The sequence below is a fragment of the Streptomyces sp. NPDC047880 genome, from assembly GCF_040706515.1.
Lineage (GTDB): Bacteria > Actinomycetota > Actinomycetes > Streptomycetales > Streptomycetaceae > Streptomyces.
In genome coordinates, this window is sequence record NZ_JBEZOK010000008.1 from 1 (window position 1) to 24,302 (window position 24,302).

Consider the following 24,302-nt stretch of genomic DNA (forward strand, 5'->3'; position numbering starts at 1 on the left):
ACCAAGCCAATCTCGTCCGGAGTCACACACCCTCAACGCCACACCAGGCCCGGAGGACACGCACCACCACAACCGACCTGACCAAGCACTACTAGAGGCTGCGGGCGGTGATGTCGCCCTGGGCGGTGGTGGCGTGGATGGTCAGACCGGCGGCGGCGCCGTCGCTGTTGTTGAGCGTGTTGTGGATACGGCCGTAGGCGGTGCCGGCGTCCAGGGCGGCGGAGACACCACGGGCGGCGCCGACCGAGATGTCGCCCTGCTCGGTGCGCAGCGCGACGGCGCCGCGTGTGGCCTCGGTGACGGTGAGGTCGCCCTGCTGGGTGCTGAGCTGCGCCGGACCGCCCAGACGGCCGACGGTGATGTCGCCGGCGAGCAGGCTGAGCCGGGCGCCGGCGGTCTCGTCGAGCTTGACCGCACCCTGTGCCGCCTCGAAGACGACGTCGCCGAGCCGTCCGACGCCGCGCAGTTCACCGGCGGCGGCCTTGCCCGCCACGTGCGAGCCGGCGGGCAGCTGCACGGTGACCTCGACGGCTCCGGAGTGGCTGAGCATCCGGTTCTTCGCCTCGGGGGCGGTGATACGCAGGACGCCGTCGTCGTAGCCGACGCCGATCTGCTCGGCGGCCTTCACGTCGCGGCTCCTGGCGGCGTCCGCGGGCAGCACCTCGACGGTGGTGTCGGCCCGGTCGGCGGCGATGAACCGGATGCGCCCGGCGGGGATGTCGAGGACGGCCGAGACGGGGGCGGGGGTGTCGAACTTCTGCATCGTGCTCTCCTTCGTTTCGCGCGGTGCGCTGTTTCCGATGAAGGAAAAGCTACGTTGCGTTCACATAGGCAGCAACGTTTCTGTTGCACAAAATGACTATTTACGCAGCTCAGAGCCAAAAAATCATTGCAATGAGTCCACGAATGAATGCAACACGGCGACCATTTCGTTGCAATGAGATGCCAGTGAACGCTATGGTGCGACCACCGCGCACCACGAAGGAGGCCACGATGCCGGGAGGCAGACTCACCCAGCAGGAACGCCAGCAGATCGCACTGGGACTGGCCGACGGCCTCGCCTACGCGGAGATCGCCCGGCGCCTGGACCGCCCGACGTCGACGGTCACCCGCGAGGTGATGCGCAACGGCGGTCCCACGGCCTACCGCGCCGACCTGGCCCATCGCGCCACGGAACGCCGCACGCAGCGCCGCAGGCGGACCGCCCCTCGGAACTCGGCCACACCCCCGCAGACCGACGGGCGGGACGCCGAGGCCCTGCGCGAGTACGAGGAGACGTTCACCACCGTCCTCATGGGGTCGGGCATGCCCAAGATGATGTCGAGGGTGATGGCCTGTCTCTGCATGACCGACTCGGGCAGCCTCACCGCGTCCGAACTCGCCCAGCGGCTCCAGGTGAGCCCGGCCTCCGTCTCCAAGGCGATCACGTTCCTGGACGGTCAGGGCTTCGTCCGCAGGGAGACGGGCGAAGGCCGCCGTGAGCGCTACGTCGTGGACGACGACGTCTGGTACCAGTCGATGCTGGCGAGCGCGCGTGCCATCACGCAGGTCGTCGGGGTCGCGCGGCAGGGCGTCGGTGTACTCGGCCCCGGTACCCCGGCGGCGGACCGCCTCGAGAACGTGGCCCGCTTCCTCGACTTCGTCTCCGAGAGCACCGCCCGCGCCGCGGAGCAGGCACGCGACATCCTGCACACCAGGTCCAGCACCGCTGCGCACGACGCCGCTGCGCACGAAACCGCAGCGCACGACACCGATCCACACGGCACTGCTTCACACGGCACCGCAGCCCACGACACCGATCCACACGGCACTGCTTCACACGACACCGCAGCGCACGACACCGATCCACACGGCACCTGTCCACACGGCGCCGAGCCGGGCGCGGATCACTGACACCCGCGCCCCCGCGCCGGGCCTCACCCAACCACTCCCCCACCGTCACAAACCCCCGGTAGCCCCAGCCCCACCTCGGCAGATAGGTTCGTTGCATGCCCGACTACCTCGACGACCTGCGTCTCGCCCACGTCCTCGCCGACGCCGCCGACGCCGCGACGACGGACCGGTTCAAGGCCCTCGACCTCAAGGTCGAGACCAAACCCGACATGACTCCGGTGAGCGAGGCGGACAAGGCCGCAGAGGAACTCATCCGCGGCCAGCTCCAGCGCGCCCGCCCCAGAGACGCGATCCTCGGCGAGGAGTACGGCGTCGAGGGCACCGGCCCCCGCCGCTGGGTGATCGACCCGATCGACGGCACCAAGAACTACGTACGGGGCGTGCCCGTGTGGGCCACGCTCATCTCGCTGATGGAGGCCGGTGAAGGCGGCTTCCAGCCGGTCGTCGGGGTCGTCTCCGCCCCTGCCCTCGGTCGGCGCTGGTGGGCGGCGAAGGGCCATGGCGCGTTCTCCGGCCGCAGCCTCACCAAGGCGACCCGGCTGCAGGTCTCCCGCGTCTCCAAGCTCTCCGACGCGTCCTTGGCCTACTCCTCGCTCAGCGGCTGGGAGGAGCAGGGGCGGCTGGACGGCTTCCTGGACCTCACCCGCGAGGTGTGGCGCACGCGCGCGTACGGCGACTTCTGGCCGTACATGATGGTGGCCGAAGGCGCTGTCGACATGTGCGCCGAGCCGGAGCTGTCCCTGTGGGACATGGCCGCCCCCGCCATCGTCGTCACCGAGGCCGGCGGCACCTTCACCGGCCTCGACGCCCGCCCGGGCCCCCACAGCGGCAACGCGGCAGCGTCGAACGGCCTGCTGCACGACGAGCTGCTGGGATACCTCAACCAGCGCTACTGAGCCCCCCGTTGTTACCGAGCGCCCCCTTGTTGACCCTCCCTTTGCCTGCCACCCTGAGAGTCCCCCCATTTGTGAATTTGTGAAATTCCGAACGAACGGCGGGGGAGACTCCCAGGAGGTGGCTCCATCCATGCTCGTCCGTGACGCCATGAGCACTGTCGTCCTCACGATCGGCCCCACCCACACCCTGCGTCAGGCCGCGGCGCTGATGTCCGCCCGCAAGGTGGGGGCGGCGGTGGTCCACGACCCCGACGCCGGCGGCATCGGCATCCTCACCGAACGCGACATCCTCAACTCCGTGGGTCTGGGCCAGAACCCGGACACGGAACGCGCCCACGCCCACACCACCAACAACGTCGTCTTCGCCACTCCCGCCTGGACGCTGGAGGAGGCGGCGGCCGCCATGGCACACGGCGGCTTCCGGCACCTCATCGTGCTGGACGGCGGCGAACCGGCCGGCATCGTCTCGGTCCGCGACATCATCCGCTGCTGGGCACCGGCACGCCAGCACGTCCCGGCGTGACGACAGGGACGGGCCGGGCCCCGGCAAGGGCCCGGCCCGTCCGCTACCGCAAGCGGTCCAGCGCTGGAGTTCAGCCGCGCAGGGCCTGGACCGCGGCCTCCAGCCGCTTGCCGTAGTCTCCGTCGGCCCGACGGAAGTTGTCGATCGCCCGCTCGACGATGTCGTCGCGCGAGACCTTGGCGATGAAGCCGGCCAGGTTGGCGATCAGGCGCTCCTTCTCGTCCTCGCCCATCAGCCGGTAGAGGTTGCCCGCCTGCACGAAGTCGTCGTCCTCGGCGTGGAACGGAGCCGGGTGGTTGCCCGTCGCGCCGCTCACGGCCGTGGCGGACCACAGCGGACGGTCCGTCTGGTACGGGCCGCCGAAGCTGTTCGGCTCGTAGTTCTTCGCCCCCTGGTGACGGCCGTCGTAGAGGTACCCGTCACGGGAGTTGGTGCGCGCCACGGTGGCGTGCGGGCGGTTCACCGGCAGGTGGTCGGCGTTGATGCCGACGCGGTAGCGGTGGGCGTCACCGTAGGCGAAGAGGCGGCCCTGGAGCATCTTGTCCGGGGACGGCCCGATGCCCGGCACGAAGTGGGCGGGGCTGAAGATCGACTGCTCGACCTCGGCGAAGACGTTCTGCGGGTTGCGGTTGAGCTCCAGCCTGCCGATCTCGATCACCGGGTAGTCGGCGTGCGGCCAGACCTTGGTCAGGTCGAACGGGTTGAAGCGGTACGTCGCCGCCTCGGCCACCGGCATGATCTGCACACCGACGGTCCACGTCGGGTACTCACCACGCTCGATGGCCTGGCGCAGGTCGCGCTGGTGGGAGTCGGGGTCCTCACCGGCGAGCCGGGCGGCCTCGGCGCTGGTCAGGTTCTCGATGCCCTGGTCGGTCTTGAAGTGGTACTTCACCCAGAAGGCCTCGCCGGCCGCGTTGCTCCACTGGAAGGTGTGCGAGCCGAAGCCGTCCATGTGACGGTACGAGGCGGGGATGCCCCGGTCGCCGAACAGCCAGGTCACCTGGTGCGTGGACTCGGGCGACAGACTCCAGAAGTCCCAGACGTTGTCCGCCTCCGTCGAGCCGGTGTACGGGTCGCGCTTCTGGGTGTGGATGAAGTCCGGGAACTTGACGGCGTCCTTGATGAAGAAGACCGGGGTGTTGTTGCCGACGAGGTCGTAGTTGCCCTCCTCGGTGTAGAACTTCAGCGCGAAGCCGCGCGGGTCACGGACGGCGTCCGCCGCGCCCAGGTTGCCGGCCACCGTCGAGAAGCGCAGGAACACCTCGGTCTGCTTGCCGACCTCGGAGAGGAAGGCGGCACGCGTGTACAGGGTGACGTCGGCGGTCACCGTGAAGGTGCCGTACGCCCCCGCGCCGCGGGCGTGCACCACGCGCTCCGGGATGCGCTCACGGTTGAAGTGGGCCAGCTTCTCCAGCAGCAGCTGATCCTGGACGAGCACCGGGCCACCGACGCCCGCGGTCTCGCTGTTCTGGTTGTCGGCGACCGGAGCCCCGGCCTCCGTCGTAAGCGGTCCCTGCGTCACGTGCGCCTCCTGCACCATTCCTGACCAGTCCTGTCCACTGGCCAAAGCCATGCTCGATCCTACAATAGACAATGTCTAAAGCAAGTGGGACTCTAAACTCACACCTGTTCGGGACCTGGTCTTCTTTGCTGTTAGGCTGGTGGCTATGAGTGACCTTCTGGAACGGCTGCGCGGACGCGGATGGCGGATGACCGCGCAGCGGCGTGTCGTGGCTGAGGTCCTCGACGGCGAACACGTCCATCTGACGGCCGACGAGGTCCACGCCCGGGCCGTCGCCAAGCTGCCCGAGATCTCCCGGGCGACCGTCTACAACACGCTGGGCGAACTCGTGACCCTCGGCGAGGTGCTGGAGGTCTCCACGGACCAGCGCGCCAAGCGGTACGACCCGAACGCCCACCAGCCGCACCACCACCTGGTCTGCGCACGGTGCGGCGCGATCCGGGACGTCCACCCCACCGGCAATCCGCTGGCGGACCTCCCCGACACCGAGCGCTTCGGCTTCACGGTCTCGGACGTCGAGGTCACGTACCGCGGCGTCTGCCCGAACTGCGCCGCGGTCTAGCCGCACGAAACGCGCAGAGAGCCCCGGCACCGATGGGTGCCGGGGCTCTCTGCTGCCGTGCCGTACGAGGCGGAGGCGGAGGGGACCAGCCCCTCGGGGTCTCAGCCGAGGGGTGGGCCACACCCTCGGAGGACCTCAAACGCACCGAGGGCCGGAACCCTTTCGGATTCCGGCCCTCGGCCTTCAGTAGCGGGGACAGGATTTGAACCTGCGACCTCTGGGTTATGAGCCCAGCGAGCTACCGAGCTGCTCCACCCCGCGTCGGTGAATGCAACGTTACGTCACCGCAGAGGACGGATGCAAATCCATTCCCCGGCACCCCGCCCGGGCCAGGCGGCAGCACCTCACGCCGACAGCTCCTGCCGCAGCGCGTCCCTCAGCCGCTCCGCCCTCTCGGCGACGGACGCAGGCCCCATCGACATGGCCCGGTCGGCCCAGCGCTGCCCCTCAGCCAGCTCACCCCGACGCGCGTAGACCAGGGCCAGCCGGAGCGCCGCCCGCCCGTGACCGGCGTCAGCGGCCCGCGTCCACCACACCGCCGCCTCGGGCTCGCTCCCTTCCCTGGCCAGCAGCAGCCCGAGGTTGAACGCGCCGTTGCGGGAGCCGGCCTCGGCGGCCTCCCGGTACCACCGGGCCGCCTCGACGACATCGCCGCGGGCAGCCGCCAGCATGCCGACCCGCACCTGCGCACGCCGGTGCCCCTGGGACGCGGCCCGCTCGTACCACTCCTCGCACTCGCTCCGCCGGTGCACCGGCTCCCCGAGCTCGTGCGCGGGCTCCGGCGGGCGCCGCGCGTCGAGCACGGTGGCCAGCCGGTACGCGGCCTCGGCGCTCCCGCCCCCGGCGGCACAGCGCAGGTGCCGCTCGGCCTCCTGCTCGTCGCCGTCGCGCAGTCGCGCCATGCCGACCTGCAGCGCCGCCTCGGTGTGCCCTGCGGCGGCGGCGCGCTCGTACCAGCCCAGCGCGGCCTGCTCCTCGCCCCGCCCGGCGTGCAGGATGCCGAGGTTGAAGGCGGCGTCGACGCTCCCGGCCTCGGCGGCCTTGGAGAACCACGGCTCCGCGCCGGTCTCGTCGCCGCCTCGCAGCAGCAGGATCGCCAGCGCGTTCGCGGCCTCGCGGTGCCCGGCGTAGGCCGCGCGCCGGTACCACTGCTCGGCCTGCGGGGTGCGCCCCTGCTCGGCGCAGAGCAGACCGAGGTTGTACGCGCCGTTCACGTCCCCCGCGTCCATCGCGGCCCGGTACCAGCGCTCGGCGGTCTGGGTCTCGCCCCGCTCGGCGTGCAGCGCCCCCAGCGCGTTCGCCGCGTTGCCGTCGCCGTCCTGGGCGGCCCGCAGCCACCACACGGCGGCGTTCTCGGTGTCGCCCGCGTCGCGCAGCAGGAAGCCGAGCGCGCACGCGGCACGCGCCTCCCCGTCCTTGGCGGACGTCAGGTACCAGCGTCCGGCCTCCTTGAGCTCGCCCCGCCTCTCCAGGATCGTCCCGAGGTGCAGCGCGGCCCGCCGGTGGCCGCGCGCGGCGGCCTGCCGGTACCACTGCTCGGCCTCCTGGGGCGCCTGGACACCGTTGTCGCCGTCGGCTTCCCCGGCCGCCTTCCGGTCCAGCGCCCGCGCGAGCCGGTACGCCGCCTCCCGGTGCCCCCGCTCGGCCGCGATCCGCATCCACCGCTCGGCCCCGGCGTCACCGCGGTGCTCCAGCAGATCGGCGAGCGCGTAGGCACCCAGAGTGTGACCCTGTTCGGCGGACTGGCGCAGCCAGTACTCGGCGGCGGGCTCGTCGCCGCGCTCGCGGTGGTGCCGCCCGAGGGCGTGCGCGGCCGCCGTGGAACCGGCGACGGCGGCGATCCGCCACCAGCCGGCGGCCTCGTCGGCGTACCCCCGCTGGTGCAGGAGGACTCCCAGATTGTTGGCGGCCGCCCGGTCGCCCGCGGCGGTGGCGGCACGCAGATGAGGCTCGGCACCGTCCAGGTCACCACGGCGCAGCAACATGGCCCCGAGGACACTCATCGCCTCGACGTCGCCGGCCTCGGCGGCGAGTCGCTGACGCAGCTCCTCGGCCGCCTCGTCGGCGATCTCCCCGGTCTCGTCCGGGGTCTCGGTGTCCTCCCGGCTGGAAGGCTGCACAAAACGCCCTGTCTCGAACAGAGTTGCCTTGTCCCCCATAACGTCCATCGTCGCACCACCTGCAACCTGGGTACACCTGGTATACCGCAGCCAGTGAGGTCACTTCAGCGTTTTGTCGACATGCCCACAGAGAGACAAGTCAAACACAGATCGCCCAACTCCCCCCGGCGGCACGGCCACAAGCGGCGCCAGTACATGCGTTCACACATCACGAAGGCCCGGATTCCTTTGTGGAATCCGGGCCTTCGATGTCGCTCCGTCACTCGGACATCGCGACTTCAGTAGCGGGGACAGGATTTGAACCTGCGACCTCTGGGTTATGAGCCCAGCGAGCTACCGAGCTGCTCCACCCCGCGCCGTTGTGTTCACTACCGTATCACGGCGCGGGGTGGGCGTTTGACCAGGCCAGGGGCCTAGCTGCTCGGCTTGGGACTCGGACTGCCGCTGGGGCTGCTGCTCGGCTTGCCGCCGGGCTTGCTCTCGCCGCCCCCGGCACCGCCCGACCGGCTCGCCTCGGACTGCGCGTCCTCGGCCCGCCGCAGGGCGTCCTCGAGGTCCTTCTGCGCCTTGCCGTACGCCTCCCAGTCGTTCTTCTTCAGGGCCTCCTGGCCCGCGTCGAACGCCTTCTGGGCGTCCTCCAGGGCTTGTTGGACCGTCGGGTTGTCGGACGTCGGCGGTGGCTGCGTCGTATCGCCCTCGTCCGGTGGTTCGGTGGTCGGGCCGTCCGCTCCGAAGACCTTGTTGAGGGCCTTGTCGAGGGTGTTCTCGAACGCGGTCTGGCCTCCGTAGGTGACCAGCACCTTGCGCAGCAGCGGGTACTTCAGCCCACCACCGCGGACGTAGACCGGCTCCACGTACAGGAGTCCGCCGTCGAGCGGCACCGTCAGCAGGTTGCCGTACTCGACTTCGGAGTCGCCGCCTCTCAGGAGCCTGATGGACTCGGCGATGTCCTCTTGCGAGTTGAACTGGCTCTGGACCTGCTTGGGTCCGTTGACCGTGGTGTTGGTCGGCAGTTTCAGGATTCTGATCTTGCCGTAGTCACCGGTGCCCGCCTCGGCGTCGACCGCCATGAACGCACTGAGGTTGTCACGTCCGTTGGGCGTGAAGGTCGTCGTCAGCGAGAACGCCTGCGCCTTCTGGTCCGGCATCTTCATGCTCAGGTAGTACGGCGGCACCGCGCTGCCCGACCGGTTCGTCGGGTCGTCCGGCACCTGCCACACCTCGCTGCCGCTGAGGAACGTCGTCGCGTCCTTCACGTGGTAGCGCGTGAGCAGCTCCCGCTGGACCTTGAACAGGTCCTGCGGGTAGCGCAGGTGGTCCATCAGGTCCTTGGAGATCTCGCTCTTGGGCTCGACCGTGTCCGGGAAGGCCTTCATCCAGGTCTTCAGGACCGGGTCCTTGGTGTCCCACTGGTAGAGCTTGACCTCGCCGGAGTAGGCGTCGACGGTCGCCTTCACCGAGTTGCGGATGTAGTTGACCTGGTTCTGCTGGGCCACCACCGCGCGGCTGTCGTTGGTCGCGGTCAGCGAGTCGGCGGTGGTGTCGCCGAGGGTCGTACGCGAGGAGTACGGGTAGCCGTTCGTCGTCGTGTACGCGTCGACGATCCACTGGATCCGGCCGTTCACCACCGCCGGGTAGGCGTCGCCGTCGATGGTCAGCCAGGGGGCGACCGCCTCGACGCGCTCCTTGGGCGTGCGGTTGTACAGGATCCGCGATCCCTCGCCGATGGCCCCGGAGTACAGGATCTGCGGCTCGCCGAACGCCACCGCGTAGGCGGCCCGGTTGACCGGGTTGGAGAGGTCGACCCCGCTGTCGCCCTTGTAGCTGGTGGTCTTCTCGCCGTTGTCGTCGGAGTAGTCGATCTCCTTCTGGGGACCGCCGACGATCGAGTACGTGGTGGTCTTCTCGCCGTAGTAGACCCGCTGCTCGTACGTGCCGAGGTCACCCTCGGAGGGCAGGTCGGACTCCGTGAAGTTCGGCCGGCCCTGGCTGTCGGCGCTGGTGCCCTCGGCGGCGACCACTCCGTATCCGTGGGTGTAACGGAAGTGGTTGTTGATCCAGTTCTTCTTCGGGATACCGGCGAGGTTGATCTCACGCAGACCGAGGACCGTGTCCTGGTCCTTGCCGTCCTTGGGGTAGCGGTCGACGTCCAGGTTGGTCGGGAACGCGTAGTAGTTCCTGATCTGCTGGAGCTGCTGGAACGTCGGCGAGACGATGTTCGGGTCCATGATCCGGATGCTCGCCGTGGCGGGGACGTCGTCGCGCAGCGTGGTCTTGTCCTCGGTCTTGCTCGAGCCCGAGTAGTCCGTGACCTTGGTCCCGTCGATGCCGTACGCCTGGCGCGTGGCCTCGAGGTTCTTCTCGACGTACGGCGCTTCCTTGGCCTGCTCGTTCGGCTGGACCTGGAACTTCTGCACGATCGCCGGGTACAGCCCGCCGATGAGGATCGCGGAGAGCACCATCAGGCCGAAGCCGATCACGGGCAGCTGCCAGGTGCGCCGCCAGATGGTGGCGAAGAACAGCAGCGCGCAGATGACGGCGATGCAGAACAGGATCGTCTTGGCCGGCAGGTAGGCGTTGGCGTCGACGTACCTCAGGCCCGTCCAGTTGTCGGTCGCCCTGAAGTCACTGGACTTCACCGCCAGTCCGTACCGGTCGAGCCAGTACGCGACCGCCTTGAGGGCGACGAAGATGCCGATGAGCACCGACAGGTGGCCGGTGGCCGCGGCCGTGGCGCGGGCGCCGGGGCTCGTGACGCGCAGCCCGCCGTACAGGTAGTGCGTGAGCGCGGCGGCGATCACGGACAGGATCGCTGCGGCGAAGCCGAAGCCGAGCAGGAACCGGTACCAGGGCAGGTCGAAGGCGTAGAAGGAGACGTCCAGGTTGAACTGGGGGTCCTTCTCGCCGAAGGGCACGCCGTTGACCCACATCAGCCACGTCCGCCACTGGCCGGAGGCGGAGGCGCCGGCGATCAGGCCCACGAGGGCGGTGATCCCGAGCAGCAGCCACTTCTTGTACGGCGCGATGCCCATCCGGTAGCGGTCGAGGTTCTGCTGCTCCATCGACATGGCGCTCAGCGGCGGCCGCAGCCGGTGCGCCAGCCAGATGTTGAAGCCGACGGCGAGTGCCATGAGCAGGCCGAAGACGGAGAAGAGCCCGATCTTGGTCCACAGGGTGGTGGTGAAGACCGAGGAGTAGTTCACCGAGCGGTACCAGAGCCAGTCCGTCCAGAAGCCCGCGAACATGGTGAACGCCATGCCGAGAACGGCCAGGACGCCCAGCGTCATGAGCAGGGTCCGGACTCGCCGGGACGGGCGGCCCACTCTCATCCGCGGCCCTGTCGGGCCTCCGCCGCGGTCCGGCATCTGGAAAGCCAAGGTGCGCACCTCGAAGTTCGCTGTTGATTCGTCAGGCCCGCGTCTTCACGGACCGTCCGTGGCCCCCGTGATCGTGGGCCCCCACCTATGCAACTTACTCACCGTTTACTCGGTTCCCGATTCCGGCCGGGAACGAGGCAGGATTGTGACCATGTCCAACACTCCCATGGCTGCGAACCCGCTCACCCGGGCCGTTCTCGAGATCGACGAGTACGTCTCCGGCCTCGGCTGGGACCAGCCGGCCCGCCTTTTCGCCCTCGTCGACACCGCACGGCTGCGAGCCGATGAGCCCTCGCTCGCCGACCGGCTCGGTCTCGGTGACGAGCCGGAGAACTCCGGCCTCACCCCGATCGAGCAGGACGAAGTGCCAACGGGCAAGCCGCTCGACGAGTTCCTCGCCACCATCGCCTGGCCCGGCGCGGTGGCCGGCTGCGCCCTCGCCGTGGAGCGCCTGATGCTGCCGCCGTCCGCGGAGGCCCAGGTTCCGAAGGGTCTGAGCGAGGCCGAGCTCACGAAGTGGGTGGCGGACCACCCGGACCGCCAGGAGGTCCGCATGACGGTCGCGGTGCTGCGAGACGGCACGCGCGAGTCGGCCCTGCGGCTGCGCGAGAAGGACTCCCCCACCGAGGTCCTGACCGGCTCCGACCTGGTCCCGGGGCTGGCGGAGGCGCTGTCGGCGACGTTCGAGGAGTAGTCCCGCAGGGCCGTGCGGTGTGCGGCCCGGGGCTTCGGCCCCGGGCTACTTACCGCACTTCGGCAGGTCGGCGGTGTCGCCGCTGCGGATGTCCTGCAACGCGCCCAAGGCGTCCTTGATGGTGCCCACCTTGATCAAGGTGAGGCCGTCGGGGGTGTCCTTGGCCGCGGCCGCGCAGTTGTCGGCGGGCGTCAGGAAGTACTGCGCGCCCTTGGCCCGCGCGCCCACGGTCTTCATCTCGATGCCGCCGATCGGCCCGACCTTGCCGGCGTCGTCGATCGTGCCGGTGCCGGCCACGAACTTGCCGCCGGTCAGACTGCCCGGGGTGAGCTTGTCGTAGATGCCGAGCGCGAACATCAGCCCGGCGCTCGGGCCGCCGACGTCCGCGAGCTTGATGTCGATGGTGAACGGGAAGGTGTGGTCGGTTCCCGCGGAGATCCCCACGATGGCGCGCTTCTCACCGGTGTCGTCGGACGTCGTGGTGGTGATGGTGACGTCCTGCGTCCCGGTCGGCGTCCGCTTCTCCTTCTCCGCGGCGGCCTGCTCCTTGGCGGGGACGATCGTGAAGCGGACCTGCTGGCCCGGCTTGTGCCGGGTGACCAGCTTGGCGACGTCGGCCGGTTCCTTCACGGCCGTACCGTCGACGGCTTTGATCACGTCCCCGGCGTGCAGCTTGCCCTCGGCGGGGGATCCCTTGACGACCGTGGAGACGATCACCCAGGACTTCACCGGGACGTCCAGCTGCTTCAGGGCGGCGACCTTGGCGCTCTCCTGGGACTGGCTGAACTCCTCGGCGTTCTCCTGGGTGGACTGCTCCTCGGTCTTGCCGTCCGGGTAGAGCGTCTCGTGCGGCACGACCTTGTTGTCGTGCGCGAGCCAGCCGTAGACGGCCTCGACCAGGTTCATCCGGTAGTCGGCGCTCGTCACCCGGACCGTCGTCATGTTCAGGTGGCCACTGGTCGCGTAGGTCTTCCTGCCCGCGATCTGCAGCACCGGCTCACCGTCGTGATCGCCCAGCGTGTTCACCGTCGGCCCCGGGGACATCTCCGAGTAGGGCACGGGGATGAACACTCCCGCGCACAGGAGCGCGATCAGCATCAGGGTGGAGGCGAGCATCGTCGCGGTGCGGCGTGGCATGAGTCGACAGTACGGGACGGTCCTGTCAGCGCACCGTCAGGGCCGCCCGTCCGGGGCGACCCTGACCTTCGCAACACGTGTGACCTGCTGTTTCCTCGACCGTCAGGCACCCGGCCGGGGCTTCTCCATGGCCTCGCGGAAGCGGGCGTAGCCGGTGAGCTCGGGCCCGTCGTTGCGGACCTTGCGGGTCCGGTTGGCCCAACTCCCCCAGAGCCCCGCGCCGATGGCAGCCACAAGCGGAATCAGCAACCAGGCGAGCACCGCCATGCCGACCTCCAACCCCTTCGAGCATCCGCAACTGACTGATCAGCAGATTAACGATCCGCAGTGACAACGCTCACGCCAGGGGTGCGGTTACGCAACCGGAGGACGGCTTCGGAAACGGCAGGCGCGCCCACCGGGCCGGGGGGCGACATCCGGAACCGGCAGTCGCTCCTACCGGGCCGGCGGGCGGCTTCCGGAACCAGCAAGCACGCTTGCGGGATCAGTGGGCGGACTCACGGGATCAGCAGGCGCCGACCCACTCCTCGGTGCCGTCCGAGAACTTCTGGTGCTTCCAGATCGGCACCTCGTGCTTGAGGTCGTCGATCAGCTTGCGGCAGGCCTCGAAGGCCTCTCCGCGGTGCGGGCAGGAGACGGCGACGACCACGGCGAGGTCCCCGACCCGCAGGTCGCCCACGCGGTGCACGGCCGCCAGGGCACGCACGGGGAACTCGGCGGCGACCTTCTCGGCGATGCGCCGCATCTCCGCCTCGGCGCTGGGGTGGCACGAATACCCCAGCTCGTCCACGTCGGCACCCCCGTCGTGGTTCCGCACGGTCCCCACGAAGAGGGCGGTGCCGCCGGCCGCGTCGTCCCCGACGGCCCGGAACACCTCGTCCAGGGAGAGGGCCGAGTCCCGGATCCCGATCAGCTTGATCGGGTCCTGCGCGGCCTGCTCACCGGGGTGATCGTTCGTGGTTGCCATGTGCCCATCGTGCCGCACGCGACCGACAGGGCGGAATAGAGCCATCGACCGGCACGCGCGCGTACGCGTTTGGAGCCTCCTACAGGGGCGGCTCCTTCGGTGTCTCCGCAGAGGTGTCCCGCGCTGCGAGGCGTATCTCGGATCCGCGCCTGCGCAGAGGCGGCCGTCAGATCCGCCGCCGGGCCTTGCGTGCCCGCCGCACGACCGCGGCCGCACCGAGCAGCGCCACCGTCGCGCCGGCGGCCCCCGCGGCCGTCGCGTCCTTGCGGCCCAGCCGCCGTCCGGCGACCGTGTGCCGGCCGGAGACCTCCTCCAGGAGTTCCGCCAGCACCTCCTCGTTGGTGTACTGCGGCCGCCACCCTGCGTCGTGCAGCCGGCTGCCGCTCACCACCCAGGGGTACATCGTGTACGCCAGGTCCCCCGCCGGCGACGGCGTGAGCCCGATGCGGTGCAGCCGAGCCGCCGCCCCCAGCGCGACCGCCGACGGCAGCTCCATCCGCCGGATCCCGCTGAGCTCCTCGACCTCCTCCTGCTCCAGCCAGCCGTCGCAGCCGACGGTCAGCTCGCCCTCGACCTTCTCCAGGACGGCGTACTCCAGCGCGCCGCACAGGTCCTCGACGTGGCAGAACTGCCACGCCGGCCGCGACCCGGCGACGACGAGGAGCCGAGGAGACTCGAAGTACCTGGTCAGCGCCGTGTCGGTGCCTCCGACCAGTACGGCCGGCCGTACCACGGTGACGTTGAGCCCGGGGTGTGCCCGGGGTGCGCGCCGCGCCAGCCGTTCGATCTCCAGCAGGTCGCCGACGCCCGTCGCCTCGGCCGTGGCACGCAGCTCGGCGTCCTCGGACAGCGGCAGCTCGTTGTCGGGCAGCGCCCCGTAGACCATCGCCGAGGTGCACAGCACGACCCGGTGCACTCCGGCGGCCGCGGCAGCCGTCAGGACGGTCTGTGTCCCCCGCACGTTGTAGGCCGTTCGGGCGGCTGCGTCGGTCTCCAGGTCGAGATCGAGCGCCAGGTGCACCACCACGTCGGCCCCGCGCAGCTTGTCCGCGATGGCCGGGTCCCGTACGTCCAGGATGTGCCACTGGGCCGCCGCGCACTCGCCGCGCCGCTCGTCGATGGCGAGGACCTGCTTGACCTCGTCGGATGCGGCCAGCCGCTCCGTGAGCAGGGCTCCTACGCCGTACGCGGCGCCGGTCACCGCGACGACGGGGCCGCGCGCCCCGGGGCTCGCGGAACTGGTTGACTGGTTTCGCGCTGCGCGAACCTGCGGATCTGGGGAACTCACCGGGCGTCTCCAGCGGTTGTCTTCAGTACGAGCGCGTCCGACGCGTGCGTACCAGGTGGCATCCATCCTGCCGCAGGCCGTCAGTCGGCGAAGCACCGAGGCCCGATCCGCCCCGGGTGTCTACGCTGGGTGGTGTTGTCGGGCAGCCGTGCCGCCGGAAAGAACCGGCGGCCCTACCAGCCGAGGAATCCCGTGAGTGACACCCCATTCGGATTCGGCCTTCCGCCGGAGGAGCCGGACGACGGCGACGAGGGCAAGAAGAAGGACCAGGAGAGCGGTGGTGGTCAGGGACCGGCCAACCCGTTCGGTTTCGGCGGCCTGCCCGGAGCCGGTGGCTTCGGCCAGGGCCCCGGTGGCCCTGGCGGCCCCGGTGCGGACAATCCGTTCGCAGCCATGTTCGGGTCGCTGAACCCCACCGACCTGGGCGCCGCGTTCCAGCAGCTGGGCCAGATGCTCTCCTACGAGGGCGGCCCGGTGAACTGGGACATGGCCAAGCAGATCGCCCGCCAGACGGTCTCCCAGGGCAGTCCCGACGGCACCAAGGACGCCAGTGTCGGCCCCGCCGACCGCAAGGGCGTCGAGGAAGCCGTCCGCCTGGCCGACCTGTGGCTCGACGACGCCACGTCCCTGCCCTCCGGCGCCGCCTCCGCGGTGGCCTGGAGCCGCGCGGAGTGGGTCGAGGCCACCCTGCCCGCCTGGAAGGAGCTCGTCGACCCGGTGGCCGAGCGCGTCGGCACCGCCATGGGCGACGTCCTGCCGGAGGAGATGCAGGCCATGGCCGGCCCGCTGATCGGCATGATGCGCTCGATGGGCGGCGCCATGTTCGGCACGCAGATCGGGCAGGCCGTCGGTGTGCTCGCCGGCGAGGTCGTCGGTTCGTCCGACATCGGCCTGCCGCTCGGCCCGGCCGGCAAGGCCGCGCTGCTGCCGGTCAACGTCGAGACCTTCGGCAAGGACCTGAGCGTCCCCCAGGAGGAGGTGCGGCTGTACCTCGCCCTGCGCGAGGCCGCCCACCAGCGCCTCTTCGCGCACGTACCGTGGCTGCGCTCGCATCTGTTCGGTGCGGTCGACGGCTACGCCCGCGGGATCAAGGTCGACACGGCCAAGCTGGAGGACGTCGTCGGCCAGTTCGACCCGCAGAACCCGGAGCAGCTGCAGGAGGCCCTCCAGCAGGGCATGTTCCAGCCGGAGGACACGCCCGAGCAGAAGGCCGCCCTGGCCCGTCTGGAGACGGCTCTGGCGCTCGTGGAGGGCTGGGTGGACGCGGTGGTCCACGCCGCCGCGAAGCCCCGCCTGGCGTCCGCTGACGCCCTGCGCGAAACGCTGCGCCGCCGCCGTGCGTCGGGCGGCCCGGCTGAGCAGACGTTCGCCACGCTGATCGGCCTGGAGCTGCGCCCGCGCCGCCTGCGGGACGCCTCCCGTCTGTGGGCCTCGCTCACGGACGCGCGCGGGGTCGACGGCCGGGACGCCCTGTGGCACCACCCGGACATGCTGCCGACCGCGACCGACCTGGACGATCCGGACGGCTTCGTGCACCGGGAGCAGATCGACTTCTCCGAGCTGGACAAGATGCTCGGCGAGGCGGCGGACAAGCCCGACCTCCAGAAGAAGAAGGACGAGGGCGAGGACAAGGACACGGACAGGGGCGACGACGCCGGGTGAGCCTGTACGACGACGCGGTCCTCGTACTGAAGGGGTACGAGGGCCAGGCGGAGCTGCGCCAGGCCTATCTGGATCACCTGGCGGACCACCCGGACGGCCTGTGGAAGGCCTGCCATGCGGGCCACATCACGGCGAGCGCCCTGGTGATCGATCCCGAGGGCGGCCGGGTGCTCCTGACCCTGCACAAGAAGCTCCGGAAGTGGCTGCAGATGGGCGGCCACTGTGAGCCGGGCGACGCCTCCCTGTCCGATGCGGCCCTGCGTGAGGCGACGGAGGAGTCCGGAGTTCCGGGGCTCACGTTGTTGCCGGGCGGCCCGGTGCGCCTCGACCGGCATCCGATCCCGCCGCCGTGCCACTGCCACTTCGACGTCCAGTACGCGGTCCTGGCCCCACCGGACGCCACGCACGTGATCAGCGACGAATCGCTCGACGTGCGCTGGTTCGGCTACGACGAGGTGGCCGAGGTGGCGGACGAGTCGGTCGTCCAGCTCCTGGCGGCGACCCGCGCGAGGCTCGCGGTCTGAACGCGTGTAAGGGGCGGCCGCCTTGTCAGCCGCCGCCCCTTACATTCACTTTGACCGGGGGCCGCGCCCCGTTCAGGGGCGCGGGAACTGGGCGACCAGCCACAGACAGCCCGCGGCGGGCACGAGACCGCCCGCCCCTTGAACCTCTCGGCCGTCCCCGCGGAGCACTCAGCTCCAGACGTTGCCCTGGTTCTGCCCCCGCGCTCCCTGCTGGCCCATGCCGTACTGCGCGGCGAGACCCGAGCCGATTTGGGCGTTCTGCGGCGGCAGCAGCTCACTCGGCTGGACCAGTGCGTAGCCGCTGCCCATGAAGCTCAGCTCCCAGCCCTCACCCGTGCTGCCGCGGCGCCGCCACACTCCGGAGGAGTGCGTCTGGGCCTGCATCTGCACCCTCAGGCTCGTCGACCAGGCGACGATCGCGTCGGCGTCGCAGTTGACGTACTTGTCCGGCGTCACCTGCAACAGCAGCGGCATCCCGGAGGTCATCAGGGCGACCTTGCCCCGTCCCGAGATGTTGAGCTGGTACTTCCCGGAGCCGGAGATGCCGTACAGGCTGTCGACGGCGATGACCTCGTGGTGCAGGGAGGAATCCATCGCCAGCACGTAGCTGCTGTCGACGGTGAGGCCGTCCTGGTCCACCTCCATGACGTGGACGTGCTGCTTGAGGTTGGCGAGGTAGACCGTGCCCTGCCCGTGACAGCGCATGAGGTCCAGTCCCTCCCCGGTCTGCGCTCGCGCGCGGGACTGCTGGTTGCTCTGGAACTCGGCGTCGAACTCGACGAGGCCCTGGTAGGCGACCATGGTGCCCTTGCGGGCCAGGACGTCGTCGTGGCCCTCCAGGGCGACGCGCAGCATCTGCTTGTTCTGCAGGCTCCAGCGTTCCTGGGTCTGCTGCTCGTTGTAGGCGAAAATCGGGCTCTGCATGACGTGTGGCTCCCCCTCAGCCCCGGAACCGGAGGCGGTCGGTGCTGTCCTCGCTGGGCTGGACGACGACGATGCCCTGACCGGAGAAGGCCATCTGGTAGGCCTCGCCGCTGCCGCGGCCGATCAGCGACTGCGCCCGGAAGCTGCGCTTGCCCTTCACCTTGAGGTTCGGGGACCAGGCGACGAGCGCGTCGGGGTCGACGTAGGTCTCGTCCTCGCCGCCGCCGCAGTCGACGACGATGGGCTTGCCCCGGGAGGTCAGCGCGACCCAGCCCTGCCCGGAGATCTTGGTGTTCCACAGGCCCTGCCCGGCGAACTTCGCCAGGCCCTTGACCCGCTCCACGCCCCATGTCAGGTGGGCGTCGAAGGCGAGCAGATTGGTGGCGTTGACCGAGATTCCGTCGCCGTTGAGGTTGATGACGACGACGTTCGCCCCGTAGTCGGCGAGGTAGAGCAGGCCGTCGCCGGAGCACTTCATCAGGGGCGCGCCCTCGCCGGTGAGCCAGTCCTTGGCGATCTGGCGCACGGCCGGCGGGTTGGGCTCGTACTGCACGAACCCCTCGTAGGCGACCATCGACCCCACGCGCGCGAGGAGGTCGTTGCCGGTCTGCATGGCGACCTTGAGCATGTGGTTGCCGTGGTTCTCCATGCGGGCGGTGACGGGTGCGGGGGCGTGGCCCGCGAGTTGCTGTGTCATGACGGGCTCCCTCAGACCTCGTACGGCTGGACGACGATGAAGTTGCCGGGCGCTCCCCGGAACTGGAGGTTGACGCTCTCCCCCGTGTCACCGGGGTACGCGTTGCGGCGCATGCGCACCTGGCTGGAGACGACGACCTGCGCGGCGGCCGACCAGGCGACCACGGCGTTGCAGTCGGCGAACGTGGTGGGTGTGACGGGCAGGACCACGGGCGTGCCGTGCGTCTTCACGACGATGGTGCCGGTGCCCTGGAACTGCATGGTGAACAGCGCGCCGCCTGGGATGCCGTGGCCCTCGATGCGCCGTACCTCGTAGGTGAGGCTCTCGTCGAAGGCGAGGACGTTCTCGGCCGAGACGCAGACGGCGTCGCCCTCCAGTTCGAGGGGGTGCAGCATGGTCGAGTTCTCGGCGAGGAACACCTGCCCCTGCCCCGTGCAGCGCATCAGCTGCATCTCCTGGCCGGTCGCGTTGCCGACGATCCGGCCGGAGAACCCGGCGCCCTTGTAGCTGAAGTCGACCTTGCCCTGGTAGAGCACCATGCTGCCCTGCCGGGCCAGTACCGGCTGTCCGCCGATGCCGAGGTCGACGCGGACGAGCTTCTTGTTCTGCTGCGTCCAGCGCTGTCCGGTGGGGGTCTCCTTGAACTGCTGGAGGGCGGCGGAGACACCGGGGCCCTGGGGAGCGCCTTGAGGGGCACCCTGTGGGACGCCCTGCGGGGCTCCGTAGGGGGCCTGCCCGAACGGCGGCTGCTGCTGGCCGTAGCCGGGGGGCGGGGTGGGCTGGCCGTAGCCGGGCGGCGGGGCCGGGGCTTGGGGCGCTTGCGACGCATGAGGTGCCTGGGGCTGGCCGTAGCCAGGAGGCGGCGGCGCGGCCTGACCGGGGACCTGACCGTACTGCGGCGGCTGCTGGCCCGGCTGGCCGTACGGCGCGGGCGCCGGGGCCGGAGGCGGCACCTGAGAGCCACCCGGCGGAGTGTGCAAGGGCGCGACGATGGTCGGGGCGGCGTGCACCTGGGGCGCGGGCGCCGGGGCGGGAGACGGGGTGGAGCCGGGCGGGGGCGCGAAGCCTTGGGCGGCCGGCTGGGGCGCGGGGGCCGGGGCGGGTTCCGGAGTGCCGGGAACGCCGAACGCGGGCGGGGCGAAGCCCGGGGCTGCGCCCGCCTGCGGCTGCTGCGGGGCGGGCGCGGGCGTCTCCTCCTCGGCCACCTCACCGCCGAAGTTCTTCAGCAGTGCGTCCAGGCCTCCGTCGAAGCCCTGGCCGACGGCGGCGAACCGCCAGACGTCCTTGAGGTAGAAGTCGCCCAGCATCACGGCCCGTTCGGTGGAGAACTCCGAGCCGTTGAAGGAGTAGCGCGCCACCTCCTCGCCGCCCGCCACGATGCGGAGATACCCGGAGGCGATCTGCGACATCTGTCCGGCGCCGTCGATCGTCGCAGTGAAGGACAGCTTCTGGATCTGCGAAGGGATCCGGTCGAGCGTCACCCGGAAGGACTCTGTGTCGCCCGCCTGGGCGCCCAGGAGCTGAATGGACTCCTCGGGGGACTTGGGCTGGTTGAAGAAGACGAAGTACCGGTCGTCCGAGAGCCGTTCGTCGGCGTCGAGGCCGAAGCAGCTGATGTCGAAGCTCAGTCCGGGGCCGGTGATCTGTACACCTACGTACAGATCCGTGCCCGCCGTGAGATCACTGATCCTGGCCTTGTGGCCGCGTTGGAATTCCCTGGCCATGCGTAACGACCGTCCCCCATCCAGAACGTGAGTGCGTCGCGCCAGGCTAACGGCAAACTCGGACACCGGACGAGGTCGGTACAGAGCCGGTACACAACGCCCGCACGGCCGTATCGGCTGTTCGCTCGCGGAAAGCGGTCGGTCACCCGGCCGGGCTTCCGCCCCGCGCGCCGGGTACATGGGGCAACCGCTCGGCGGCGACCACGCCTTCGAGGTATCCCCGGGCCCGTTCCGTGCGCGGATAGGCCTTGAGGAGTTCCCAGAAGCGAGGCCCGTGTCCCGGAACGAGCAGATGCGCGAGTTCGTGGACGAGGACGTAGTCGACGACGTACTCGGGCATGCCCTGGAGGCGGTGCGAGAGGCGGATGCTGCCCTCGGAGGGGGTGCAGGAGCCCCAGCGCGTGTTCTGGTTGGTCACCCAGCGCACTGAAGCGGGCCGGGCCCGGCCCTCGAAGTACTGGTCCGAAAGACGCCGGGCCCGCTCGGTCAGCTCGGCGTCGCCGAGGGCCCGCTTGCTCTCCTGGGCGGCCAGCTTGTCGAGCATGACGGTCACCCAGCGCTGCTCCTCCGCCTCGGACATCCGGGCAGGGATGAGCACCACGGTGCGATCGCCCTCGCGGTACGCGGAGACGGTTCTGCGTCGGCGGGTACTCCTGCGGACCTCGATCGCGCTCGCCCTCGAGCCGCTCGGCGGCTGGCTCGTCGTGCTGCGCTGTGCGGTTCCGGCGCGGTGCAGTGGGTCGGCGGGCACGCCCCGACGTTACCCGCTGCACCCGGGGAAGTCCCGACTCCGGGACGCTTCGGTGCCGCCGCTCCCACCGGCCGCCGGATTTGTACGACCCGGTGCGTACGACCGGCGGGTACGGCCCGGCGTGTACGACCGGCGGGTACGGCCCGGCTGCCGGATCGGTGCGGCACGGTCGCCGGATCCGTGTGGCACGGTCGCCGGATCCGTGTGGCACAGGCGCCTGCTCCGTGCGGCACAGGCGCCGCCATTCCTACGCGCCGGTCGCCCGATTGGTACGACCAGTACGACGAATACCCACACCTGTGGACAACTTTCGGCAGCCCGCGGCGGGGTTGGGCATGCTGGATCTCGTCGGCGAAGCGACGGCGGGGCCGGTCCGGGGCCAGGGACCGCGCCCGCGCTCGGGACCGTCGGCGCACGGGGACGATCTACGACGTACGGGGGCCTGTCATGCATCCGATGGTGAAACCCGCGCTCAGGCGCGGCTGGCGCGACCTCAAAACCGTGCAATTCGGGATGACACCGGCGCATGCGATGACGCTCGGCCCGATGGACCTGGCGACGGGCAGCTTCCTGGACCTGCTGAACGGCACGCGCGGACTGGAACTGCTGCGCGACGAGGGACGCCGCATGGATTTGCCCGACGGTCATGTCGACAGGCTGGTGCAGGGGCTTGCGCGGGCCGGGCTGCTGGACGACGCCCGCGGCGGCGGGCCTGCCGCCGACGCCCTGCGGAAGAAGCAGGGTGTCCTCGACCGGCTGCGTCCCGACCTGGCCTCCCTCTCGCTGACGGCCTCGGCCCCGGGCGACGCCATCGGGCGGCTGGCCGCGCGGCGCTCCCAGCGCGTGCAGATCCGAGGGGCGGGCCGGGTGGGTGCCGCGCTGGCCTCGCTGCTGGCCGCGGCGGGCGTGGGCGGGGTGGACGTGATGGACGGCGGCTGTGTGGAGCCGTGGGACGTCGCGCCGGGCGGCCACCCTGCGGACGCCGTCGGCGAGCGCAGGGACGAATCGGCCCGCCGTGCCGTGCGCAGAGCGGCCCCGGACCGGCCGCCGCGCCGCACGGCGGCAGAGGTGTCTTCCGAGGAAGGTGACCCGGGATTCTCACTGGTGGTTCTCGCACCGCGGGACGATGTCGCCGTGTACGCGCCCGACCCGGCCGTCGCCGAGCCGCTGATGGCCGCCGGGACACCCCATCTGTACGCCGGGGTCGTGGAGGGCACCGGCCTCGTCGGTCCTCTCGTCCTGCCCGGCGAGACGGGATGTGCGGGATGTCTCCAAGAGAGCCGCACCGATCTTGACGCGGCCTGGCCGCGTCTGGTCGCCCAGTGGCGCTCCGGCAGGCAGCGGCAGGTCCGGCCATGCGACGTGACACTGGCCACGGCCGTGGCCGGGCTGGCGGCCGCCCACGCGCTCGCGTTCCTGGACGGCCGGGCCCCCTCCAGCGCCGGGGCACGCTGGGAATGCTCCGTCCCTGGTCTCCAGTGGCGCGCGCGGCCGGTCCGGGCGCATCAGGAGTGCCCGTGCGCGGCGTCGGAGAGAGGAAATGGGGAGCACCCCTCGGAGGACGGGGGGTCGCACGAGACAATGGCTGTGCAACGGCCGTCGGAGCAGTGCCGTGAGGCAGAGGCGGAGCGGCCGGCTGGGACTTGGAGGGCGCATGTCTGATCTTCCCCGGAAGGCGGTTACCCGGACCGCCAAGCTCGCCGCGCTCCCGCTCGGCATCGCCGGGCGGGCGACCTGGGGATTCGGCAAGCGGATCGTCGGCGAGTCCGCCGAGCTCGTCGGCCGCGAACTGCAACAGCGCACGGCTGAGCAGCTGTTCAAGGTGCTCGGTGAGCTCAAGGGCGGCGCGATGAAGTTCGGCCAGGCCCTGTCCGTCTTCGAGTCGGCGCTGCCGGAGGAGGTGGCCGGCCCCTACCGGGCCGCGCTGACCAAGCTCCAGGAGGCGGCGCCGCCCATGCCGACCCGGACCGTGCACGCGGTGCTGGAGGAGCGGCTCGGTGAGGGCTGGCACGAGCTGTTCCTCGAGTTCGAGGACAAGCCCGCCGCTGCGGCCTCGATCGGCCAGGTCCACCGGGGAGTGTGGCACGACGGCCGCGAGGTGGCGGTCAAGGTGCAGTACCCGGGCGCCGGCGAGGCCCTGCTGTCGGATCTGAACCAGCTGAGCCGCTTTTCGCGCCTGCTCGGTCCTTTGATCCCCGGCATGGACATCAAGCCCTTGATCGCGGAGCTGAAGGACCGCGTCTCGGAGGAGCTGGACTACGGCCTGGAGGCCCAGGCCCAGCAGGCCCACGCGGAAGAGTTCACGGACGACCCGGACGTGGTCGTGCCGCAGGTGGTCCACCAGTCCGACCAGGTCCTGGTGACCGAGTGGATCGACGGCGTCCCGCTGTCGGAGATCATCTCGGACGGCACCCAGGAGCAACGCGACCGTGCCGGTCAGCTTCTGGCCCGCTTCCTTTTCTCCGGTCCCGCCCGCACGGGGCTGCTGCACGCCGATCCCCACCCGGGCAACTTCCGGCTCCTGCCGGGCGGCGCGGACGGTGAGGACGACTGGCGCCTCGGTGTGCTGGACTTCGGTACGGTCGACCGGCTCCCGGGGGGCCTGCCGGCCACCATCGGCGAGTCGCTGCGGATGACTCTCGACGGGGAGGCCGAGGCGGTCTACGAGCTCCTCTGCGCGGAAGGGTTCGTCAAGGAGACCATAGAGCTGGACCCGGACGCCGTCATGGACTACCTGCTGCCGATCATCGAGCCGGCCCAGGTCGGGGAGTTCACCTTCACACGGGGCTGGATGCGCAGCCAGGCGGCACGGGTCGCCGACCCCCGCTCCCCTGCCTACCAGCTCGGCAAGCAGCTCAACCTGCCCCCGTCCTACCTGCTGATCCACCGGGTGACGCTGAGCACGATCGGTGTGCTGTGCCAGCTGGGCGCGACGGTGCGGCTGCGGGAGGAACTGGAGGAGTGGCTGCCGGGGTTCGTGCCGGAGGACCCGGCCGAAGGCGAGGAGGCGGTGGCGCAGGCGTGAGTCCCGGCCGCGGGAT

General features: G+C 70.5%; 21 protein-coding genes and 2 tRNA genes. 9 read left to right on the forward strand and 14 right to left on the reverse strand.

The window, feature by feature from the left end; translation table 11 throughout:
• Positions 1-91: 91 nt before the first annotated feature.
• On the reverse strand, positions 92-763 hold the full coding sequence (locus AB0937_RS14585; protein WP_366711886.1) for a DUF4097 family beta strand repeat-containing protein: 672 nt from the start codon (positions 761-763) through the stop codon (positions 92-94).
• Positions 764-993: 230 nt separating this feature from the next.
• Here AB0937_RS14585 and AB0937_RS14590 point away from each other — a divergent pair, with 230 nt between their 5' ends.
• The 3 genes from AB0937_RS14590 (at position 994) to AB0937_RS14600 (ending at position 3,312) form a co-directional block, all read left to right on the forward strand.
• Positions 994-1,893: a helix-turn-helix domain-containing protein gene (locus AB0937_RS14590; RefSeq protein WP_366711888.1), complete on the forward strand. Its 900-nt coding sequence runs from the start codon at positions 994-996 to the stop codon at positions 1,891-1,893.
• A 95-nt stretch (positions 1,894-1,988) separates the two neighbouring features.
• Complete coding sequence (gene hisN, locus AB0937_RS14595; protein ID WP_366711890.1) at positions 1,989-2,789, forward strand: histidinol-phosphatase; 801 nt, start codon at positions 1,989-1,991, stop codon at positions 2,787-2,789.
• Between the two features lie 130 nt (positions 2,790-2,919).
• A complete protein-coding gene (locus AB0937_RS14600; protein ID WP_366711892.1) occupies positions 2,920-3,312 on the forward strand; it encodes a CBS domain-containing protein in 393 nt (130 codons plus the stop codon).
• Between the two features lie 70 nt (positions 3,313-3,382).
• Here AB0937_RS14600 and AB0937_RS14605 read toward each other — a convergent pair whose 3' ends face one another.
• Positions 3,383-4,834: a catalase gene (locus AB0937_RS14605; protein WP_366711893.1), complete on the reverse strand. Its 1,452-nt coding sequence runs from the start codon at positions 4,832-4,834 to the stop codon at positions 3,383-3,385.
• Between the two features lie 145 nt (positions 4,835-4,979).
• Between AB0937_RS14605 and AB0937_RS14610 the strand changes: the two genes are divergently transcribed.
• On the forward strand, positions 4,980-5,396 hold the full coding sequence (locus AB0937_RS14610) for a Fur family transcriptional regulator (RefSeq protein WP_366711894.1): 417 nt from the start codon (positions 4,980-4,982) through the stop codon (positions 5,394-5,396).
• A 187-nt stretch (positions 5,397-5,583) separates the two neighbouring features.
• Here AB0937_RS14610 and AB0937_RS14615 read toward each other — a convergent pair.
• From AB0937_RS14615 to AB0937_RS14630, 4 genes are all read right to left on the reverse strand, one after another.
• A tRNA-Met gene (locus AB0937_RS14615) sits at positions 5,584-5,657 on the reverse strand.
• Positions 5,658-5,740: 83 nt separating this feature from the next.
• Positions 5,741-7,564, reverse strand: a complete 1,824-nt coding sequence (locus AB0937_RS14620) for a tetratricopeptide repeat protein (RefSeq protein ID WP_366711895.1) — start codon at positions 7,562-7,564, stop codon at positions 5,741-5,743.
• Between the two features lie 234 nt (positions 7,565-7,798).
• Positions 7,799-7,872: transfer RNA gene (locus AB0937_RS14625), tRNA-Met, on the reverse strand.
• 57 nt (positions 7,873-7,929) lie between these two features.
• Positions 7,930-10,881 carry a UPF0182 family protein gene (locus AB0937_RS14630; RefSeq protein ID WP_366712179.1) on the reverse strand — a complete coding sequence of 984 codons (2,952 nt, stop codon included), beginning with the start codon at positions 10,879-10,881 and terminating at the stop codon, positions 7,930-7,932.
• 163 nt (positions 10,882-11,044) lie between these two features.
• Between AB0937_RS14630 and AB0937_RS14635 the strand changes: the two genes are divergently transcribed.
• The gene (locus AB0937_RS14635; protein WP_366711897.1) at positions 11,045-11,587 is read left to right on the forward strand and encodes a PPA1309 family protein; all 543 of its coding nucleotides are present in this window, start codon (positions 11,045-11,047) and stop codon (positions 11,585-11,587) included.
• Between the two features lie 45 nt (positions 11,588-11,632).
• On the opposite strand, the gene AB0937_RS14640 is transcribed toward AB0937_RS14635, so the two are convergent.
• From AB0937_RS14640 to AB0937_RS14655, 4 genes are all read right to left on the reverse strand, one after another.
• Entirely contained in the window at positions 11,633-12,724 is a 1,092-nt protein-coding gene (locus AB0937_RS14640) for a PDZ domain-containing protein (protein ID WP_366711898.1), read from the reverse strand.
• Positions 12,725-12,826: 102 nt separating this feature from the next.
• Positions 12,827-13,003: a hypothetical protein gene (locus AB0937_RS14645; RefSeq protein WP_366712193.1), complete on the reverse strand. Its 177-nt coding sequence runs from the start codon at positions 13,001-13,003 to the stop codon at positions 12,827-12,829.
• A gap of 226 nt (positions 13,004-13,229) precedes the next feature.
• Positions 13,230-13,691 carry a molybdenum cofactor biosynthesis protein MoaE gene (locus AB0937_RS14650; RefSeq protein ID WP_031108363.1) on the reverse strand — a complete coding sequence of 154 codons (462 nt, stop codon included), beginning with the start codon at positions 13,689-13,691 and terminating at the stop codon, positions 13,230-13,232.
• A 166-nt stretch (positions 13,692-13,857) separates the two neighbouring features.
• A complete protein-coding gene (locus AB0937_RS14655) occupies positions 13,858-14,979 on the reverse strand; it encodes an SDR family oxidoreductase (protein ID WP_366711899.1) in 1,122 nt (373 codons plus the stop codon).
• Between the two features lie 192 nt (positions 14,980-15,171).
• Here AB0937_RS14655 and AB0937_RS14660 point away from each other — a divergent pair, with 192 nt between their 5' ends.
• Positions 15,172-16,641: a zinc-dependent metalloprotease gene (locus AB0937_RS14660; protein ID WP_366711901.1), complete on the forward strand. Its 1,470-nt coding sequence runs from the start codon at positions 15,172-15,174 to the stop codon at positions 16,639-16,641.
• Positions 16,638-17,165, forward strand: coding sequence for an NUDIX hydrolase (locus tag AB0937_RS14665; protein ID WP_366711903.1), 528 nt, complete (start codon positions 16,638-16,640; stop codon positions 17,163-17,165). The genes AB0937_RS14660 and AB0937_RS14665 overlap by 4 nt, the downstream gene beginning before the upstream one ends.
• A 168-nt stretch (positions 17,166-17,333) precedes the next feature.
• On the opposite strand, the gene AB0937_RS14670 is transcribed toward AB0937_RS14665, so the two are convergent.
• From AB0937_RS14670 to AB0937_RS14685, 4 genes are all read right to left on the reverse strand, one after another.
• On the reverse strand, positions 17,334-18,089 hold the full coding sequence (locus AB0937_RS14670; RefSeq protein ID WP_366711905.1) for an AIM24 family protein: 756 nt from the start codon (positions 18,087-18,089) through the stop codon (positions 17,334-17,336).
• A 16-nt stretch (positions 18,090-18,105) separates the two neighbouring features.
• Positions 18,106-18,786, reverse strand: coding sequence for an AIM24 family protein (locus tag AB0937_RS14675; protein WP_234845832.1), 681 nt, complete (start codon positions 18,784-18,786; stop codon positions 18,106-18,108).
• An 11-nt stretch (positions 18,787-18,797) separates the two neighbouring features.
• On the reverse strand, positions 18,798-20,510 hold the full coding sequence (locus AB0937_RS14680; protein WP_366711906.1) for a TerD family protein: 1,713 nt from the start codon (positions 20,508-20,510) through the stop codon (positions 18,798-18,800).
• Positions 20,511-20,652: 142 nt separating this feature from the next.
• Entirely contained in the window at positions 20,653-21,261 is a 609-nt protein-coding gene (locus AB0937_RS14685) for a M48 family metallopeptidase (RefSeq protein ID WP_366711907.1), read from the reverse strand.
• A gap of 447 nt (positions 21,262-21,708) precedes the next feature.
• On the opposite strand from AB0937_RS14685, the gene AB0937_RS14690 reads away from it, so the two are divergent.
• Positions 21,709-22,923: a ThiF family adenylyltransferase gene (locus AB0937_RS14690; protein ID WP_366711908.1), complete on the forward strand. Its 1,215-nt coding sequence runs from the start codon at positions 21,709-21,711 to the stop codon at positions 22,921-22,923.
• Positions 22,916-24,286, forward strand: a complete 1,371-nt coding sequence (locus AB0937_RS14695) for an AarF/ABC1/UbiB kinase family protein (RefSeq protein ID WP_366711910.1) — start codon at positions 22,916-22,918, stop codon at positions 24,284-24,286. The genes AB0937_RS14690 and AB0937_RS14695 overlap by 8 nt, the downstream gene beginning before the upstream one ends.
• Positions 24,287-24,302: the final 16 nt, after the last annotated feature.

Bases quoted from the DNA above. Each gene is read 5' to 3' on its own strand.
- AB0937_RS14585 (WP_366711886.1), bottom strand. From the start codon at position 763: ATGCAGAAGTTCGACACCCCCGCCCCCGTCTCGGCCGTCCTCGACATC.
- AB0937_RS14590 (WP_366711888.1), top strand. From the start codon at position 994: ATGCCGGGAGGCAGACTCACCCAGCAGGAACGCCAGCAGATCGCACTG.
- hisN (WP_366711890.1), top strand. From the start codon at position 1,989: ATGCCCGACTACCTCGACGACCTGCGTCTCGCCCACGTCCTCGCCGAC.
- AB0937_RS14600 (WP_366711892.1), top strand. From the start codon at position 2,920: ATGCTCGTCCGTGACGCCATGAGCACTGTCGTCCTCACGATCGGCCCC.
- AB0937_RS14610 (WP_366711894.1), top strand. From the start codon at position 4,980: ATGAGTGACCTTCTGGAACGGCTGCGCGGACGCGGATGGCGGATGACC.
- AB0937_RS14620 (WP_366711895.1), bottom strand. From the start codon at position 7,564: ATGGACGTTATGGGGGACAAGGCAACTCTGTTCGAGACAGGGCGTTTT.
- AB0937_RS14630 (WP_366712179.1), bottom strand. From the start codon at position 10,881: ATGCCGGACCGCGGCGGAGGCCCGACAGGGCCGCGGATGAGAGTGGGC.
- AB0937_RS14635 (WP_366711897.1), top strand. From the start codon at position 11,045: ATGTCCAACACTCCCATGGCTGCGAACCCGCTCACCCGGGCCGTTCTC.
- AB0937_RS14640 (WP_366711898.1), bottom strand. From the start codon at position 12,724: ATGCCACGCCGCACCGCGACGATGCTCGCCTCCACCCTGATGCTGATC.
- AB0937_RS14650 (WP_031108363.1), bottom strand. From the start codon at position 13,691: ATGGCAACCACGAACGATCACCCCGGTGAGCAGGCCGCGCAGGACCCG.
- AB0937_RS14670 (WP_366711905.1), bottom strand. From the start codon at position 18,089: ATGCAGAGCCCGATTTTCGCCTACAACGAGCAGCAGACCCAGGAACGC.
- AB0937_RS14675 (WP_234845832.1), bottom strand. From the start codon at position 18,786: ATGACACAGCAACTCGCGGGCCACGCCCCCGCACCCGTCACCGCCCGC.
- AB0937_RS14680 (WP_366711906.1), bottom strand. From the start codon at position 20,510: ATGGCCAGGGAATTCCAACGCGGCCACAAGGCCAGGATCAGTGATCTC.
- AB0937_RS14690 (WP_366711908.1), top strand. From the start codon at position 21,709: ATGCATCCGATGGTGAAACCCGCGCTCAGGCGCGGCTGGCGCGACCTC.
- AB0937_RS14695 (WP_366711910.1), top strand. From the start codon at position 22,916: ATGTCTGATCTTCCCCGGAAGGCGGTTACCCGGACCGCCAAGCTCGCC.